Genomic DNA, 16,310 nt, shown 5'->3' with positions numbered 1-16,310 from the left:
AGTGACCGCCGCCCACACCGAGGGCCCTTCGTCGTATCCGCCGTCGGCGGACTTCGCCAAGCAGGCCAACGCCGGTGCGGAGTTGTACCGCGAGGCGGAGGCCGACCGCCTGGCGTTCTGGGCCGAACAGGCCGAGCGGCTTTCCTGGTCCACGCCGTTCACCGAGGTGCTGGACTGGTCGGAGGCTCCGTTTGCCAGGTGGTTCGCCGACGGCAAGCTGAATGTCTCCTACAACTGCGTGGACCGCCACGTGGAGGCCGGGAACGGCGATCGGGTCGCCATCCACTGGGAGGGGGAGCCCGGCGACAGCCGCACCCTGACCTATTCCGAGTTGCGCGCCGAGGTGTGTCGGGCGGCCAACGCGCTGACCGGCCTCGGGCTGGTCGCCGGCGACCGGGTCGCGATCTACCTGCCGCTGATCCCCGAGGCGGTGATCGCGATGCTGGCGTGCGCGCGCCTGGGCATCATGCACAGCGTGGTGTTCGCCGGGTTCACCGCCAAGGCGCTGCGCGCCCGCATCGCCGACGCCCGGGCCAAGCTGGTGATCACCAGCGACGGGCAGTTCCGCCGCGGCAAACCCGCGCCGCTGAAGGACGCCGCCGACGAGGCGGTGTCGGACCCGGACAGCCCCGTCGAGCACGTTGTGGTGGTGCGGCGCACCGGGATTGACGTGTCCTGGACCGAGGGCCGCGACCTGTGGTGGCACGACGTCGTCGGCGCCGCCTCCCCCGACCACACCCCCGAACCGTTCGACGCCGAGCAGCCGTTGTTCTTGCTGTACACCTCGGGGACCACCGGCAGGCCCAAGGGCATCGTGCACACCAGCGGCGGCTACCTGACCCAGACCTCCTACACCCACCACTACGTCTTCGACATCAAGCCCGAGCGCGACGTGTTCTGGTGCACCGCCGACATCGGCTGGGTCACCGGGCACACCTACGGCGTCTACGGACCGCTGTCCAATGGGGTCACTGAGGTTCTCTACGAGGGCACGCCCGATTCGCCCACCCAGCACCGGCATTTCGAGATCATCGAAAAGTACGGCGTGACAATCTATTACACCGCGCCCACGCTCATCCGCACGTTCATGAAGTGGGGGCGCGAGATCCCCGACGCCCACGACCTGTCGAGCCTGCGGCTGCTGGGGTCGGTCGGCGAGCCGATCAATCCCGAGGCGTGGCGCTGGTACCGCAAGGTGATCGGCGCCGACCGGCTCCCGATCGTCGACACCTGGTGGCAGACCGAAACGGGGGCCACGATGATCTCCCCGTTGCCCGGAATCGCTGCGGCCAAACCGGGTTCGGCGATGGCACCGCTGCCGGGGGTCTCGGCCAAGATCGTCGACGACCACGGCGAAGAGTTGCCGCTGGGCGTCGACAAGGGCGAGCACACCACCGGTTACCTGGTCCTGGACGAGCCGTGGCCGTCGATGCTGCGCGGCATCTGGGGCGACCCGGACCGCTACGTCGAGACGTACTGGTCCCGGTTCGCCGAGCAGGGCTGGTACTTCGCCGGCGACAGCGCCTACTACGACGCCGACGGCGACATCTGGGTGGTCGGCCGCATCGACGACGTGATGAACGTGTCGGGCCACCGGCTGTCGACGGCCGAGGTGGAGTCGGCCCTGGTGGGCCACGTCGCGGTGGCCGAGGCGGCCGTGGTGGCCATGACCGACGAAACCACCGGGCAGGCGGTCTGCGCGTTCGTCGTGCTATGCGCCGAGTACGACGTGCAGCGGGGGGATCAGGCAATCCTCGACGAGCTGCGCGGGGAGGTGGCCCGGGAGATCTCCCCGATCGCCAAGCCGCGCGAGGTGCATGTGGTGCCCGAGTTGCCCAAGACCCGCAGCGGCAAGATCATGCGCAGGCTGCTGCGCGATGTCGCCGAAAACCGGGAGCTGGGTGACACGTCGACGCTGCTGGACCCCGGCGTGTTCGACGCGATCAGGGCCGGCAAGTAGCTCAGGCCGCCAGCGGCGTGAATCCCGCGCCGGGCCGGTGCTTGGCGTTGACGTCGGCGAGGATGGCGTTGAACGACATCACGATCGCCGGGGTGTGCAGCGGGATGTATTTGATGATGCACGTCGGGAGGTTGTCGCTGAACGCCCCGTGGATCATCCCGACCAGAAGGTTGTCGACGGTCACCGGCGCCCCCGAGTCACCGGGCTGGCCGCAGACCTGCATGACGATCGTGCCAGGGTCCTGACCCATCCCCCAGGTGACGCCGCACGAGTTACCGGTCGTGCGGCCCTGCTTGCAGGCGATCTGGCCGAACGCCGGGTCCGGGCCGATGCCGTTGATCACGAAGCCGTTGTAGTTGGCCACCGGAGCCACCTTGGCCGGGTCGAACTTGATCTCCGCGTAGTCGAGGTTGTCGTTGCCGGCCACCATGATGCCCAGCGGGCCCCGGGTCTGCGCGGCCTCCGCGGCGACCTGGGCGCCGGGACCGCCGCAGTGCGCGGAGGTGAATCCCATCAGGTCGCCGGCGGCGTCGGGGCCGATCGCGGTCAGCGTGCACATCGTGTCCCCGTTGATGACGATGCCCGCCCCGCCGCCCAGCGGGACCCGGTCGTCGGCGGTCGCGTGGGTGGGGACGGTTGTCAGGGCCACGAGCACGGCCACCAGCGCCGCCTTCGAGCAACGGTTGGCCGTCTGCAATGCAACACTCCCATCGAGCGGTCGGACATCCTGAGCAGCCTGGTCAGTCTAGTCGGAAAGGCCCGCACCACCTCCCCGGCGGCGCAGACGCAGCTGGTCTCGTCTGGCCTCGTCTGCCACAGCACCGCATGGCAACATGAACCGCGACGAGAAAATCGAGAGGACGGTCCGTGAGCAAAGTCGATCGCAAGAACGGTGTGCCCGGCACGCTGACCACGATTCCGTTGGCCGACCCGCACGCCACGCCATCCGAGCCCTCGATCGGTCACCTGATCAAAGACGCCACCGCGCAGATGTCCACCCTGGTGCGCGCCGAGGTCGAATTGGCCCGCGCGGAGATCACCCGGGACGTCAAGAAGGGCCTGACCGGCAGCGTGTTTTTCGTCGCCGCGCTGTTGGTGCTGTTCTATTCGACGTTCTTCTTCTTCTTCTTCGTCGCCGAGCTGCTCGACACCTGGCTGTGGCGCTGGGCGTCGTACCTGATCGTGTTCGGGGTCATGGTGGTCTTCGGCGCGCTGCTGGGGCTGCTGGGCTACCGCAAGGTCCGCCGGATCCGGGGACCGCGGGAGACGATCGAATCGGTCAAGGAGACGCGCACCGCGCTCACGCCCGGCCACGACAAGGCCACCGGCGCGAGCAAGCAGCTCACCGAGACCGGCGGGCGGCACCACAAGCCCGAAGGCGGCGCACCCGCCGATCCCTCGGGCTGGTAGATGCCGCCACCAGATCCGTCGGTCACCCGCATCGACGGGCCGTGGCGCCATCTGGACGTGCATGCCAATGGCATCCGGTTCCACGTCGTCGAGGCTCTACCCACTGGCGCGCCCCCCGCATTAGAACCGGCCACCGCGCGGCCGTTGGTCATGCTGCTGCACGGCTTCGGATCGTTCTGGTGGTCGTGGCGCCACCAGCTGCGCGGGCTGACGGGGGCCCGGGTCGTCGCGGTCGACCTGCGCGGCTACGGCGGCAGCGACAAGCCGCCTCGCGGCTACGACGGCTGGACCCTGGCCGGCGACACGGCCGGCCTCATTCGCGCGCTGGGGCACTCGTCGGCGACGTTGGTCGGCCACGCCGACGGCGGGCTGGCCTGCTGGGCCACCGCGCTGCTGCATTCGCGGCTGGTGCGCGCGATCGCGCTGATCAGCTCGCCGCACCCGGCGGCGCTGCGCCGCTCCACGTTAACGCGGCGCGACCAGGGTTACGCGCTGCTGCCGACCTTGCTGCGGTACCAGCTGCCGATCTGGCCGGAGCGCCTGCTGACCCGGGACAGCGGTGCCGAGATCGAACGCCTGGTTCGCAGCCGCAGTTGCGCCAAATGGCTTGCCTCCGAAGATTTTTCGCAGACGATCGGCCATCTGCGCACGGCGATCCAAATTCCGGCCGCCGCGCACTCGGCGCTGGAGTACCAGCGGTGGGCGGCGCGCAGCCAGTTGCGCGGCGAGGGCAGGCGGTTCATGAGGTCGATGAGCCAGCGGCTGACCATGCCGGTGCTGCACCTGCGCGGCGACGCCGACCCGTACGTGCTGGCCGACCCGGTCGACCACTCCCAGCGCTACGCGCCGCAGGGGCGCTACCTATCCATCAGCGGCGCAGGGCATTTCAGCCACGAAGAGGCGCCAGACGAAGTCAACAGGCACCTGGCGAAGTTCTTCGAGCAGGTGCACCGCGTCAGCTGACGCAGGCCCCCGTGGCGACCTGTTGGGAGCCGCCGATCCTCGACATCTGGCTGGCCACCTCGTCGGCCGTCAGCACGAATCCGGTGTCGGGGTCGTCGACGGCCGCGCCGAACACGACCCCGAGGACGTGGCCGCTCAAGTCGATCAACGGGCCGCCCGAATTGCCTTGCTCCACACTGGCTCTGATGGTGTACACGTCGCGGGTGACCGGCGCCGGGTCGCGGTAGATGTCCGGGCCACTGAGCCGGATGGCCTCGCGGATCCTGGCCGGGGTCGCGGTGAAGTTGCCACCGCCGGGATAACCGAGTACCACCACGCTGGCGCCCGTTTTCGCCTCGTCCTGGGCGAAAGACAACGGTGGCGGCGGCAGGTTGGGGACGGAAAGGATGGCGATGTCGACCGACGGATCGTAGGACACCACGGTGGCGTCGAAAGGGTTGCCGCTGGCGTAGATCTGGACGCTGTTGGACCCGGCCACCACGTGCGCGTTGGTCATCACCCGATCGGGCGCGATCACGAATCCGCTGCCCTCCAACACTTTTTGACAGCTCGGCGCCAGGCTACGCACCTTGACGACGCTGGGCGCGGCGGACGTCACGACCGGATTGGTGGCCAGGGCGGGGTCCGGGGAGGCGACCGGAATCACCGGGGTGCGGCTGAACGGCTCCAGCACCTGCGGCAGGCCGGAGGTGTCCAACAACCCCGACAACCGCTTGGGCACCGTCTTCAGCCAGGGGGGCGCGACCTCGTTGACCCGGGCGAGCACCCGCGAGCCACGGACCGCGGCGGCCAGCTCTGGCTGGTCCTTGGACTGGGTCAGCGGCGTCAGCAGCAACCACGCCGCGGTCAACACCACCACCAGCTGGACGCCCACGCCGATGCCCGAGTCGACGGATCGTATTGTGCGACTGCGGATCGCGCCCCGCACGGCCCGCCCCAACACCACGCCTGCGACTTCACCGACGACGACCAGCGCGAGGATCAGGAACAACGCGGCGAACAGCTTGGCGCGCGGCGCGGCGATGTGGCTGACGATATGCGGCGCCAACAGCACGCCCGCGATGGCGCCGAGCAGCACCCCGACGAACGACAGCAAAGAGCCCAGCGCGCCGGAGCGCCAGCCCGAGATGGCCGCGATGAACGCGATCGCCAGCACGGCGATGTCCAGCCACTGCGACGGGTTCATCGAATTGATGTTCACTGCTGCGACCCGCCTCCGCCGACCAGCACCATCGCCTCGTCCAGCTCGCGGATCTCGGTGGTGTCCCAGGGCCTGGCCCAGCCCGCGACGTCGAGCACGGCGGAGATCACCTGGCCGGTGAAGCCCCACACCAGCATCTGGTTCAGTAGGAATGCCGGGCCGGCCCAGCGGCGCCCGAGGTTGCCGCGGTAGACCATCAGCCGATTTTCCGGATTGACGAAGGCGCGCACCGGAACTCGCGACACGATGGCCGTTTCGGTCTCGTCGACGACGGCCACCGGCCCGGGGTCCGGCGAGTAGGCCAGCACGGGGACGACGTGAAACCGCGACGGCGCGATGAACGTCCGCTCCATGGTGGCCAGCGGATGCAGCCGCCCGACGTCGATCCCGGTTTCCTCGCGGGCCTCGCGCAGCGCGGTGGCCACCGGACCGGCGTCGGTGGGATCGGACGCCCCGCCGGGGAATGCCGCCTGGCCGGCGTGATGGCGAAGCGTCGAGGCCCGCACGGTCAACAACAGGTCGGCGTCGTCGGGGACGCCGCCGTCCGCCGGGCCGGACCGCGGCCCCGAGAACAACACCAAAACGGCGGCCTCACGGTCCTTGTCGTTGGGGCCGAGCAACGCCGCCATGGATGACGCGGCCCTGGCTGCGGTGACCATCGCCAGCACGCCGGCCGGCAGCCGGTGGCGGTAGGCCTCGGGGATCTGGCCGACGTTGTCGACCAGCGGACGCAACCACGACGGCGACTTGTCGGGCGTGAGCGGAACGGTCTCCCGCCCGTGGGTGGGGTCCCCGTTAGGCGGGGGCGCACCCCCAGCACTCACCGGCATCTCCCTCGGCCTCAACCCGCGTCGTTTCCGATCGCAGCCGCGACCTCGTCGGCATTGGCAAAAGGCCGCGGCAGCATCTGGGCAACGCTACCGTCCGGCCGCAGGACGACCGTCGCGGGCATCACATTTACCACCCGCAGCGCGGCTGCAACCCGACGGCGGCCGTCCTGCAGCGTCGGCAGCCGAACGCCCAACTCCGCCAACCGCAGTAACCCCGCGGTCTCGTTCTCGTCCTGGTGCACCGTCACCACCGTCACGCCCGGGCCGGCCCGCCGTTGATACTCGGCCATCGCGGGGAGTTCGGCCGCGCACGGCGCGCACCAATACGCCCACAGGTTGAGGACCACCCGGTGCCCGGCCAGGGCGCGGCCGACGTCGACCGTCGACCCGTCGGCGGCGCACTCCACGGTCACCCCCCGCAGTGCCGCCGGCCCGGGATCGGGCCCCGCGGACGGGCACGGCGGCAGGTCGGCGCGCCGGCGCGGACCGGCCAGCGCGGCCGCGGAATCGGCGTCACGGTGTTCCCGCGGGGCGGAGCTCTGAGTCGGCGCGGTCGGTGCGGCGCCGTCGTGCAGCTGGGCCACCAGCGCCGCGATCAGCGCCACGACCACCGCCAGGATCGCGATGGTCCAGCGGGTCGTGCGGGTCAAGGTCCCCTGCCCCGGTTTTAGAGCCCGGCCAGGGCCAGCAAGTGCTCGGTTTCGGGGCCCTGCACCAGGGCCGCGGCGAGCAGCGGTTCGGTCGGGCCGAGACCGAAGGAGGGGCAGTCCTTGGCGAGAATGCACACGCCGCACGCCGGTTTGCGGGCGTGGCAGACCCTGCGGCCGTGGAAGATCACGCGGTGGCTGAGCATCGTCCATTCCCGCCGCTCGATCAGCTCGCCGACCGCGTGCTCGATCTTGACCGGGTCCTTCTCGGCGGTCCAGCGCCACCGCTGCACCAGCCGCGAGAAGTGGGTGTCGACGGTGATTCCCGGGACGCCGAAAGCGTTGCCCAGGATGACGTTGGCGGTCTTGCGCCCCACCCCGGGCAGCGTGACGAGCTCGGCAAGGGTCGCCGGCACCTCGCCCTCGAAGCGCTCGACCAGGGCCTGACCGAGCCCGATCAACGACGTCGTCTTGTTGCGGAAGAAGCCGGTGGGACGGATGAGGTTCTCCAGCTCGGCGCGGTCGGCCTGCGCGTAGTCGAGGGCCGAGCGGTAGCGCTTGAACAATGCGGGCGTCGTCAGGTTGACCCGCTTGTCGGTGCTCTGCGCCGAGAGGATGGTGGCCACGGTCAGTTCCAGCGGCGTGGTGAAATCCAGCTCGCAGTGCGCGTCCGGAAACGCTTGTGCCAGTGCCCGATTCATGCGCCGCGCCCGGCGCACCAGTCCGGCGCGGGTCTCTGCGCCCCAGCGCTTGTCCGGCGTGGCCTGCGCGGGCTTGGGGCGCTCGGACGACTTCGCCGCAGTCACCTACGACAGAGTACTGATTTCGTGATCTCACTGAGACCTAAGCCATGTTTACTCTCCTTGTGTCATGGTTGCTGGTGGCGTGCGTGCCGGGGCTGCTGATGCTGGTCACGCTAGGTTTGGGGCGGCTGGAGGCCGAACTCGCCGACGACGCCGTCACGGCGACCGACGTCGACGACTTTCTCGAGCACGCCGAAGCCGTCGACGTGCACACACTGGCCCGCGAAGGCATGCCCGAGGCGCTGGACTACCTGCACCGGCGCCAGGCCCTGCGGCTGGCCGAATCGCCGCCGCCCGGCCCGCGTCACGCCGCGCCGGAGTTCGCCACCGCCCTGGGGGAGCGCGACGAGGCCGGATTGCCGACGCGACTGGGCGCCGATCCGCACGTCAATCCGCAATTTAGGGGGGCTAGATACGCCGATCGTGTGTAGCGTGGCACGTTGGACATAATTGCTCTAGCTCTAGACTCATCACGCGGGCAAGGGGTTAGCTTGCGCACAAACACATCGTTGGAAAGCTGAAGAGGCAACGTGGACGAGATCCTGGCAAGGGCCGGTATCTTCCAAGGGGTTGAGCCCGGCGCGGTCACCGCGCTGACCAAGCAATTGCAACCGGTCGACTTCCCGCGCGGACACACGGTTTTCGCCGAGGGGGAGCCGGGCGACCGCCTCTACATCATCGTCGCGGGGAAGGTCAAAATCGGGCGTCGTTCTCCCGACGGCCGGGAGAACCTGCTGACGATCATGGGCCCGTCGGACATGTTCGGCGAATTGTCGATCTTCGACCCGGGGCCGCGGACCTCCAGCGCTACCACGATCACCGAGGTGCGGGCGGTGTCGATGGACCGCGACGCCCTGCGGGCGTGGATCGCGGATCGCCCCGAGATCGCCGAGCAGTTGCTGCGCGTGCTCGCCCGGCGGCTGCGCCGCACCAACAACAACCTGGCCGACCTCATCTTCACCGACGTGCCCGGCCGGGTGGCCAAGCAGCTGCTGCAGCTCGCCCAGCGCTTCGGCACCCAGGAGGGCGGCGCGATGCGGGTCACCCACGACCTGACGCAGGAGGAGATCGCGCAGCTGGTGGGCGCGTCCCGGGAGACCGTGAACAAGGCTCTGGCCGATTTCGCCCACCGCGGCTGGATCCGCCTGGAGGGCAAGAGTGTGCTGATCTCGGACTCCGAGAGGCTGGCGCGCCGAGCGAGATAGCTTTCCGCCTTGATCTCCGCGAGCCGAACCTGGCTGCGATTTCCGGCCCTGATATTCGCAGGGTGGTTTGGCTCGCGGACCGCAAAGTGGCGGTCCTACCTCCGCAGGTAATCCAGCTGGGCCTGAACCGACCATTCGGCGGCGTCCCAGAGCTTCTCGTCGACGTCGGCATAGACGTATTCGACGATCTCGCGGAGGGTGGCGTCGTCGCCGAGGTCCCACAGCGCCGCGCGCACCTGCTCCAGACGTTCGTGGCGGTGTGTCAGGTAACCCTCCGCGACGGTTTCCAGATCGATCAGCTGCGGGCCGTGCCCGGGCAGCACCGTGCGACAGCCCAAACCGCGCAGCCGCCGCAGGGATTCCAGGTAGTCGGCGAGGTTGCCGTCCTCCTTGTCGATGACGGTGGTGCCGCGCCCCAGCACGGTGTCCGCGGTGAGCACCGCGTCGGGGAGCACGAACGACAGCGAGTCGGCCGTGTGCCCGGGCGTCGCCATCACTTTGATCTTCAGGCCGGCGGCGTCGATCACCTCGCCGTCGACCAGATGACCGCCCATGCCGCGCAAGAAACCACTGCCCGCCGAGCGGACCGTCGCCCCGGTGCGCTCGACCAGCTTGTCGATGCCGTCGGTGTGGTCGGGATGCCGGTGGCTGATCAGGACCAGCGCGATGCGGCCGACGCCGGCGAGCCGGGCGATGTGCTCGTCGTCGTCCGGACCGGGATCGACGATCACCACCTCGTCGCTGCGCTCCCCGCGCAGCACCCAGGTGTTGGTGCCCTCCAGCGTCAGCAGCCCGGGGTTGCCGGCCAACAGCACCGAGGCCGTGTCGGTGACCGCCCGCAACCTGCCGTATGCGGGGTGGGTCAGCGACTCGGCGTTCTCGGTCACGGCCGTCAGCCAACCTCCACGATCAGCTCCACCTCCACCGGCGCGTTCAACGGCAGCTCGGAGACGCCGACCGCCGAACGCGCATGCGCGCCTTGCTCGCCGAACACCTCGGCGAGCAGATCGGAGGCCCCGTTGACGACACCCGGCTGGCCATTGAAACCCGGGGCCGACGCGACGAAGCCGACGACCTTGACCACCCGCGTGACCGCGTCGATGCCCACCAGCGAATCCACCGCCGCCAGGGCGTTGAGCGCGCAGATCCGCGCCATCGCCCGGCCCTCTTCGGGACCGACCTCGGCGCCGACCTTGCCGGTTCCGGCCAGCGCTCCCGCCTGCATGGGTAACTGGCCCGCAGTATAGACGAGGTTGCCGGTTCGCACCGCGGGCACGTAGGACGCCAGCGGCGCGACCACCTCGGGAAGTGCGACACCAAGCTGCCCGAGCCGGGCGGAGGCGCTCATCGAATTGCCGCGCTACTTGGCGCGCTTCAGGTACGCGACGTGCTGCTCGCCGGTGGGCCCGGGCAGCACGGACACCAGCTCCCAGCCGTCGGCACCCCACTGGTCGAGAATCTGTTTGGTGGCGTGCGTCAGCAGCGGCACAGTGACGTATTCCCATGCGGTGGGTTGGCTCATGACGCGAGCTTATCGGTCGCGTTGGCGCGGCTCCGGGCCCGGTGGCCGGACACCCTCGGGCTAGCATGCGATGGTGGCAACCACTTCTAGCGGCGGTAATTCCGTCGGCTGGCCGGCGCGCCTGTCGAAGGCCCGCTTGCATTTCGTGACCGGCAAAGGCGGGACGGGTAAGTCGACGGTAGCGGCCGCGCTGGCGCTGACGCTGGCGGCGGGCGGGCGCAGCGTCCTCCTCGTCGAAGTCGAAGGGCGCCAAGGCATTGCGCAACTTTTCGACGTCCCGCCGCTGCCCTACCAGGAGGTCAAGATCGCCACGGCCGAGCGCGGCGGGCAGGTCAACGCCCTGGCGATCGACATCGAGGCCGCGTTCCTGGAATACCTGGACATGTTCTACAACCTCGGCATCGCCGGCCGGGCGATGCGCCGCATCGGTGCCATCGAGTTCGCGACGACGATCGCGCCGGGCCTGCGCGACGTCCTGCTCACCGGCAAGATCAAGGAGTCGGTGGTGCGCCAGAAGAAGGGCTCCAAGGACCCGGTCTATGACGCGGTCGTCGTCGACGCGCCACCGACGGGCCGGATCGCGCGCTTTCTCGATGTCACCAAGGCGGTGTCAGAGCTGGCCAGGGGCGGGCCCGTGTTCGCGCAGGCCGAGGGCGTGGTGAAGCTGCTGCACTCCGACCAGACCGCCATCCACCTGGTCACGCTGCTAGAAGCGCTGCCGGTGCAGGAAACGCTCGAGGCCATCGACGAACTCGCGGACATGAAACTGCCGATCGGCAGCGTGATCGTGAACCGCAACATCCCGTCGTTCCTGGAGCCGCGCGACCTCGCGAAGGCGGCCGAGGGGGACGTGGACGCCGACTCGGTGCGCGCCGGCCTGGAGATGGCCGGAATCAAGCTCGACGACGCCGACTTCGCCGGCCTGCTGACCGAGACGATCCAGCACGCCACCCGGATCACCGCGCGCGCCGAGACCGCGCAGCAACTCGACGCGCTGAAGGTGCCGCGCCTGGAGCTGCCGGCGATTTCCGACGGTGTCGATCTCGGGAGCCTCTATGAGCTTTCCGAATCGCTTGCACAGCAGGGAGTTCGATGAGTACAGCACCGAAAACCCTTGACATGGCGGCGATCCTGGCCGACACATCCAACCGGGTGGTCGTCTGCTGCGGCGCCGGCGGCGTGGGCAAGACCACCACGGCGGCCGCGATCGCGATGCGCGCGGCCGAATACGGCCGCACCGTATGCGTTTTGACGATCGACCCGGCCAAGAGGCTGGCACAGGCCCTGGGCGTCGACGACCTCGGCAACACCCCGCAGCGGGTACCGCTGGCCCCCGAGGTCTCCGGCGAGTTGCACGCGATGATGCTCGACATGCGCCGCACGTTCGACGAGATGGTGATTCAATATTCGGGAGCCGGTCGGGCACAAGCGATTTTGGAGAACCAGTTCTATCAGACCGTGGCCACGTCGCTGGCGGGCACGCAGGAGTACATGGCGATGGAAAAGCTCGGCCAGCTGCTGAGCGAGGACCGCTGGGACCTGGTGGTGGTGGACACTCCCCCATCTCGCAACGCGCTGGATTTCCTGGACGCACCGCAGCGACTGGGCAGCTTCATGGATAGCCGGCTGTGGCGGATGCTGCTCGCGCCGGGCCGGGGAATCGGCCGATTGGTCACCGGCGCAATGGGTTTGGCGATGAAGGCGCTGTCGACGGTGCTCGGTTCGCAGATGCTCGGCGACGCGGCGGCGTTCGTGCAGTCGCTGGACGCCACCTTCGGTGGCTTCCGTGAGAAGGCCGACCGCACCTACTCGCTGCTCAAGCGGCGCGGCACGCAGTTCGTCGTGGTGTCGGCCGCCGAACCCGACGCGCTGCGGGAGGCGGCGTTCTTCGTCGACCGGCTTTCGCAGGAAGGGATGCCGCTGGCGGGGCTCGTGCTGAACCGCACGCACCCGACGTTGTGTTCCCTGCCGGTCGAGCGGGCGATCGACGGCAGCGAAACCCTGGAGTCCGCGGATTCCGAGTCCGCGGAGTTGGCCGCCGCCGTGCTGAGGATTCATGCCGACCGCGCTCAAACCGCGAAACGTGAGGTCAGGCTGCTTTCCCGGTTCACCGGGGCCCACCCGCACGTCCCGGTCGTCGGGGTCCCTTCGCTGCCGTTCGACGTGTCGGACCTGGACGCGCTGCGCGCGCTGGCCGACCAGATCACCGCCGTCGGCGACGATGCCGCCCGCGTAGCGCGGGGCTGAGCTTCCCGTCGCGCAGACCTTGAGCTAGGCCGGACGCACGCTCATCCTATTGCGCACGCGCCAGTTAATGCCTCGTGAAATCTATTCGACATCGGCCGGCCCGCTCTGGTGTTAATCGCCTCGTTGCTGTTGAATTCCTATTAGGCACAAGCCAGCTCGTATTCGACACGAGCCAGCCGACTATTCGACAAAGTCCAATTAGAGGGGATTGGACCGGCGCTGTAACAGAAACGTAATTATGAAAACCGGGGTTTTCAAAACCGTTGGACGGCTTCTGCGGGACGCAGCGTTATCCGCGCCTCGCCCACCGGGGTCAGCTGACGGTGCGGCCGCGGCGCTTTTCGAAGAAATCCGACCAGGAAACGACCTCGGGGTGCTGCTTGAGCAGGGCCCGGCGCTGCCGCTCGGTCATGCCCCCCCAGACCCCGAACTCGACCTTGTTGTCCAGCGCGTCCGCCCCGCATTCCTGCATCACCGGGCAGTGACGGCAGATGACCGCCGCCTTGCGCTGGGCGGCGCCCCGAACGAACAGTTCGTCGGGGTCAGTGGTGCGGCACAACGCTTTTGAGACCCACGCGATTCGTTCTTCGGCGTCGACGCTACGCAGTACGCCTTGTGCAGCCGCGATATTCGTCCTGCGCGCGGCCGGCCGTGTTCCTGACACGAGCTGTTCCCTTCCTCCCGACCGCCCTCCGCGGCCGCCCTCCTCGGGTGCAGACCCCTGCTGCGATCTACGCCACACCATGCAAATCGGTGTTATCTGAATCTCACCGTGTGTCTAAGTTAGGTGGTCAGGTGGCAATTGCGCAACAGTCTGATAACGCTTTTTTTGGGACGCGCGTGCAGTCTTGCCCGGAACCATACGACCGACCGGCCGGCCATGCACCCCGTCACGGCGAACGCGGGGTGACGGACGCGCAAATTTTGTAACGCCGCCCATCGTAAGTTCGCTGGTCACGGGATGGGAGGGTCTTCGGTCAACTCCTGGTCAACGCTTCGCGTGGCCGCCTGACCAGCGGCCGCTACCCTGGTACGCATGCCAGAACGCCCCCCGGCCGCTCTCACGATTCTCAAGCTCGCGGGGTGCTGTTTATTGGCCGGCGTGGTGGCCACGGCGCTGATGTTTCCGTTGGCGGGCGGGATCGGCCTGATGTCCAATCGGGCCTCTGAGGTCGTCGCCAACGGGTCGGCCCAACTGTTACAGGGCGAGGTGCCCGCCGTGTCGACGATGGTCGACAAGAAGGGCAACGTGATCGCCTGGCTGTACGCACAGCGCCGGTTCGAGGTGCCCACCGACAAGATCGCCAACACCATGAAGCTGGCGATCGTCTCGATCGAGGACAAGCGGTTCGCCGATCACAACGGAGTGGACTGGAAGGGCACCCTGACGGGGCTGGCCGGATACGCGTCCGGCGACGTCGACACCCGCGGCGGCTCGACCATCGAACAGCAGTACGTGAAGAACTACCAGCTGCTGGTCACGGCGCAGACCGACGCCGAGAAGCGCGCCGCGGTGGAAACCACCCCCGCGCGCAAGCTGCGCGAGATTCGCATGGCCCTCACGCTCGACAAGACGTTCACCAAGCCCGAGATCTTGACCCGGTACCTGAACCTGGTCTCGTTCGGCAACAACTCCTTCGGGGTGCAGGACGCCGCCCAGACCTACTTCGGCATCAACGCGTCCGACCTGAACTGGCAGCAGGCCGCGCTGCTGGCCGGCATGGTGCAGTCGACCAGCGCGCTCAACCCGTACACGAACCCCGACGGCGCCCTGGCCCGGCGCAACCTGGTCCTGGACACCATGATCGAGAACCTGCCGCAGGAGGCCGACGCCCTGCGCGCCGCCAAGGCCACGCCGCTGGGCGTCCTGCCACAGCCCAACGAGCTGCCGCGCGGCTGCATCGCCGCGGGCGACCGCGCCTTTTTCTGCGACTACGTGCAGGAGTACCTGTCGCGCGCGGGGATCAGTAAGGAACAGGTGGCCCGGGGTGGCTACCTGATCCGCACCACCTTGGACCCCGACGTGCAGATCCCGGTCAAGACGGCCATCGACAAGTACGCCAGCCCCACCTTGCCCGGCATCTCGAGCGTGATGAGCGTGATCGAGCCGGGCAAGACCGCCCACCACGTGATGGCGATGGCCAGCAACCGCACCTACGGCCTGGACCTCGACGCGGGCCAGACCATGCGCCCGCAGCCGTTCTCCCTCGTCGGCGACGGGGCGGGGTCGGTCTTCAAGATCTTCACCACGGCCGCCGCGCTGGACATGGGCATGGGCATCAACGCCACGCTCGACGTGCCGGGCAGGTTCCAGGCCAAGGGTATGGGCAGCGGCGGGGCCAAGGGCTGCCCCAAGGACACCTGGTGCGTGATCAACGCCGGCAACTACCGGGGCTCCATGAACGTCACCGACGCGCTGGCCACCTCGCCCAACACCGCGTTCGCCAAGCTGATCCAGCAGGTCGGCGTCACCCGCACGGTGGACATGGCGATCAAACTCGGGTTGCGGTCCTACGCCGACCCCGGCACCGCGCGCGACTACAACCGCGACAGCAACGAGAGCCTGGCCGACTTCGTCAAACGGCAGAACATCGGCTCGTTCACCCTCGGGCCCATCGAGGTGAACGCGCTGGAGCTGTCCAACGTCGCGGCCACGCTGGCGTCCGGCGGCGTGTGGTGCCCGGCGAACCCGATCGACAAGCTGATCGACCGTAACGGCAACGAGGTCTCGGTAACCACCGAGACCTGCGACCAGGTCGTTCCCGAAGGTCTGGCCAACACCCTGGCCAACGCGATGAGCAAGGACGCGGTGGGCGGGGGCACGGCGTCGGGTTCGGCCGGCGCGGCGGGCTGGAACCTGCCGATGTCGGGCAAGACCGGCACCACCGAGGCCCACCGCTCGTCGGGCTTCGTCGGCTTCACCAACCACTACGCGGCCGCGAACTACATCTACGACGACTCGCCCAACCCGACCGATCTGTGCTCCGCCCCGCTGCGCCACTGCGGCGAGGGGGACCTGTATGGCGGCAACGAGCCGGCGCGCACCTGGTTCACCGCCATGAAACCCATCGCCGACCACTTCGGGCCGGTCGCATTGCCGCCGACCGATCCCCGCTACGTCGACGGCTCGCCCGGGTCCCGCGTGCCGGCCGTCACCGGCCTGGACGTCGACATGGCCCGCCAGCGCCTCAAGGACGCGGGTTTCCAGGTCGCCGACCAGACCAACTCCGTCAACAGCAGCGCCAAGGCCGGCGAGGTGGTCGGGACGACGCCCAGCGGCCAGACGATCCCGGGGTCGATCATCACAATCCAGGTGAGCAACGGCATCCCGCCGCCACCGCCCCCGCCGCCGGAGGGCGCGCCGGTGCCGATCGGGTCGCAGGTGGTCGAGATCCCCGGCCTGCCACCGATCACGATCCCGCTGCTGGCCCCGCCGCCGCCTCCCGGGGCCCCACCGCCGCCTCCGTAGGCGCGATCACAGTTAGGGCACTGTGGCGCAAGCTATAGGTGGCCAGAACCCAA

Annotated in this window: 17 protein-coding genes; 8 read left to right on the top strand and 9 right to left on the bottom strand. The window is 68.8% G+C overall.

The features are described from left to right. The first annotated feature begins 1 nt into the window (after nucleotide 1). A complete protein-coding gene (gene acs / locus AC5Y43_RS20795; protein WP_499975534.1) occupies nucleotides 2-1,960 on the top strand; it encodes an acetate--CoA ligase in 1,959 nt (652 codons plus the stop codon). A 1-nt stretch (nucleotide 1,961) separates the two neighbouring features. On the opposite strand, the gene AC5Y43_RS20790 is transcribed toward acs, so the two are convergent. Further along, nucleotides 1,962-2,657, bottom strand: coding sequence for a chymotrypsin family serine protease (locus tag AC5Y43_RS20790; RefSeq protein WP_499975532.1), 696 nt, complete (start codon nucleotides 2,655-2,657; stop codon nucleotides 1,962-1,964). A gap of 170 nt (nucleotides 2,658-2,827) precedes the next feature. On the opposite strand from AC5Y43_RS20790, the gene AC5Y43_RS20785 reads away from it, so the two are divergent. Together AC5Y43_RS20785 and AC5Y43_RS20780 are read left to right on the top strand one after the other, a co-directional pair. Then, the gene (locus AC5Y43_RS20785; RefSeq protein WP_499975529.1) at nucleotides 2,828-3,370 is read left to right on the top strand and encodes a phage holin family protein; all 543 of its coding nucleotides are present in this window, start codon (nucleotides 2,828-2,830) and stop codon (nucleotides 3,368-3,370) included. After that, on the top strand, nucleotides 3,371-4,333 hold the full coding sequence (locus AC5Y43_RS20780; protein WP_499975528.1) for an alpha/beta fold hydrolase: 963 nt from the start codon (nucleotides 3,371-3,373) through the stop codon (nucleotides 4,331-4,333). Here AC5Y43_RS20780 and marP read toward each other — a convergent pair. Genes marP through nth form a run of 4 tightly spaced genes read right to left on the bottom strand, consistent with a single transcriptional unit; the run spans nucleotide 4,326 to nucleotide 7,712 of the window. Next, on the bottom strand, nucleotides 4,326-5,519 hold the full coding sequence (gene marP / locus AC5Y43_RS20775) for an acid resistance serine protease MarP (protein ID WP_499975526.1): 1,194 nt from the start codon (nucleotides 5,517-5,519) through the stop codon (nucleotides 4,326-4,328). The genes AC5Y43_RS20780 and marP overlap by 8 nt on opposite strands. A gap of 11 nt (nucleotides 5,520-5,530) precedes the next feature. After that, nucleotides 5,531-6,358, bottom strand: a complete 828-nt coding sequence (locus tag AC5Y43_RS20770; RefSeq protein ID WP_499975523.1) for an NUDIX hydrolase — start codon at nucleotides 6,356-6,358, stop codon at nucleotides 5,531-5,533. Between the two features lie 17 nt (nucleotides 6,359-6,375). Further along, nucleotides 6,376-7,014 (bottom strand): TlpA disulfide reductase family protein, encoded by a 639-nt coding sequence (locus AC5Y43_RS20765; protein WP_499975521.1) that lies wholly within the window; start codon nucleotides 7,012-7,014, stop codon nucleotides 6,376-6,378. Between the two features lie 17 nt (nucleotides 7,015-7,031). Beyond that, nucleotides 7,032-7,712: an endonuclease III gene (gene nth, locus AC5Y43_RS20760; protein WP_499975679.1), complete on the bottom strand. Its 681-nt coding sequence runs from the start codon at nucleotides 7,710-7,712 to the stop codon at nucleotides 7,032-7,034. 149 nt (nucleotides 7,713-7,861) lie between these two features. Here nth and AC5Y43_RS20755 point away from each other — a divergent pair, with 149 nt between their 5' ends. Further along, nucleotides 7,862-8,245, top strand: a complete 384-nt coding sequence (locus AC5Y43_RS20755; RefSeq protein WP_499975519.1) for a hypothetical protein — start codon at nucleotides 7,862-7,864, stop codon at nucleotides 8,243-8,245. Between the two features lie 99 nt (nucleotides 8,246-8,344). Next, on the top strand, nucleotides 8,345-9,019 hold the full coding sequence (gene crp, locus AC5Y43_RS20750) for a cAMP-activated global transcriptional regulator CRP (protein WP_007772229.1): 675 nt from the start codon (nucleotides 8,345-8,347) through the stop codon (nucleotides 9,017-9,019). Between the two features lie 95 nt (nucleotides 9,020-9,114). Here crp and AC5Y43_RS20745 read toward each other — a convergent pair whose 3' ends face one another. From AC5Y43_RS20745 to sp36, 3 genes are read right to left on the bottom strand one after another with little or no spacing between them, the layout of a single operon-like run. Continuing rightward, entirely contained in the window at nucleotides 9,115-9,906 is a 792-nt protein-coding gene (locus tag AC5Y43_RS20745) for an MBL fold metallo-hydrolase (protein ID WP_499975518.1), read from the bottom strand. A gap of 5 nt (nucleotides 9,907-9,911) precedes the next feature. Beyond that, on the bottom strand, nucleotides 9,912-10,367 hold the full coding sequence (locus AC5Y43_RS20740) for a RidA family protein (RefSeq protein WP_499975516.1): 456 nt from the start codon (nucleotides 10,365-10,367) through the stop codon (nucleotides 9,912-9,914). Between the two features lie 12 nt (nucleotides 10,368-10,379). After that, nucleotides 10,380-10,541, bottom strand: coding sequence for a Sp36 family protein (sp36, locus tag AC5Y43_RS20735; RefSeq protein WP_120313477.1), 162 nt, complete (start codon nucleotides 10,539-10,541; stop codon nucleotides 10,380-10,382). Between the two features lie 70 nt (nucleotides 10,542-10,611). Here sp36 and bagA point away from each other — a divergent pair, with 70 nt between their 5' ends. Both bagA and bagB read left to right on the top strand, forming a co-directional pair. After that, complete coding sequence (gene bagA, locus AC5Y43_RS20730; RefSeq protein WP_499975514.1) at nucleotides 10,612-11,637, top strand: ATPase BagA; 1,026 nt, start codon at nucleotides 10,612-10,614, stop codon at nucleotides 11,635-11,637. Beyond that, nucleotides 11,634-12,788, top strand: coding sequence for an ATPase BagB (gene bagB, locus AC5Y43_RS20725; protein ID WP_499975512.1), 1,155 nt, complete (start codon nucleotides 11,634-11,636; stop codon nucleotides 12,786-12,788). Before bagA ends, bagB begins: the two co-directional genes overlap by 4 nt. Nucleotides 12,789-13,101: 313 nt before the next feature. Here bagB and AC5Y43_RS20720 read toward each other — a convergent pair whose 3' ends face one another. Beyond that, nucleotides 13,102-13,452 carry a WhiB family transcriptional regulator gene (locus AC5Y43_RS20720; RefSeq protein ID WP_499975511.1) on the bottom strand — a complete coding sequence of 117 codons (351 nt, stop codon included), beginning with the start codon at nucleotides 13,450-13,452 and terminating at the stop codon, nucleotides 13,102-13,104. A 372-nt stretch (nucleotides 13,453-13,824) separates the two neighbouring features. Here AC5Y43_RS20720 and ponA2 point away from each other — a divergent pair, with 372 nt between their 5' ends. After that, complete coding sequence (ponA2, locus tag AC5Y43_RS20715) at nucleotides 13,825-16,257, top strand: transglycosylase/D,D-transpeptidase PonA2 (protein ID WP_499975509.1); 2,433 nt, start codon at nucleotides 13,825-13,827, stop codon at nucleotides 16,255-16,257. Nucleotides 16,258-16,310: the final 53 nt, after the last annotated feature.

The organism is Mycobacterium sp. NGS57 (assembly GCF_059812405.1).
This window is presented reverse-complemented; position numbering and strand designations above follow the sequence as displayed.

Coding starts and splice junctions, on each gene's coding strand:
- AC5Y43_RS20780 (WP_499975528.1), top strand. CDS start 3,371: ATGCCGCCACCAGATCCGTCGGTCACCCGCATCGACGGGCCGTGGCGC.
- marP (WP_499975526.1), bottom strand. CDS start 5,519: ATGAACCCGTCGCAGTGGCTGGACATCGCCGTGCTGGCGATCGCGTTC.
- nth (WP_499975679.1), bottom strand. CDS start 7,712: ATGAATCGGGCACTGGCACAAGCGTTTCCGGACGCGCACTGCGAGCTG.
- AC5Y43_RS20755 (WP_499975519.1), top strand. CDS start 7,862: ATGTTTACTCTCCTTGTGTCATGGTTGCTGGTGGCGTGCGTGCCGGGG.
- AC5Y43_RS20740 (WP_499975516.1), bottom strand. CDS start 10,367: ATGAGCGCCTCCGCCCGGCTCGGGCAGCTTGGTGTCGCACTTCCCGAG.
- sp36 (WP_120313477.1), bottom strand. CDS start 10,541: ATGAGCCAACCCACCGCATGGGAATACGTCACTGTGCCGCTGCTGACG.
- bagA (WP_499975514.1), top strand. CDS start 10,612: ATGGTGGCAACCACTTCTAGCGGCGGTAATTCCGTCGGCTGGCCGGCG.
- bagB (WP_499975512.1), top strand. CDS start 11,634: ATGAGTACAGCACCGAAAACCCTTGACATGGCGGCGATCCTGGCCGAC.
- ponA2 (WP_499975509.1), top strand. CDS start 13,825: ATGCCAGAACGCCCCCCGGCCGCTCTCACGATTCTCAAGCTCGCGGGG.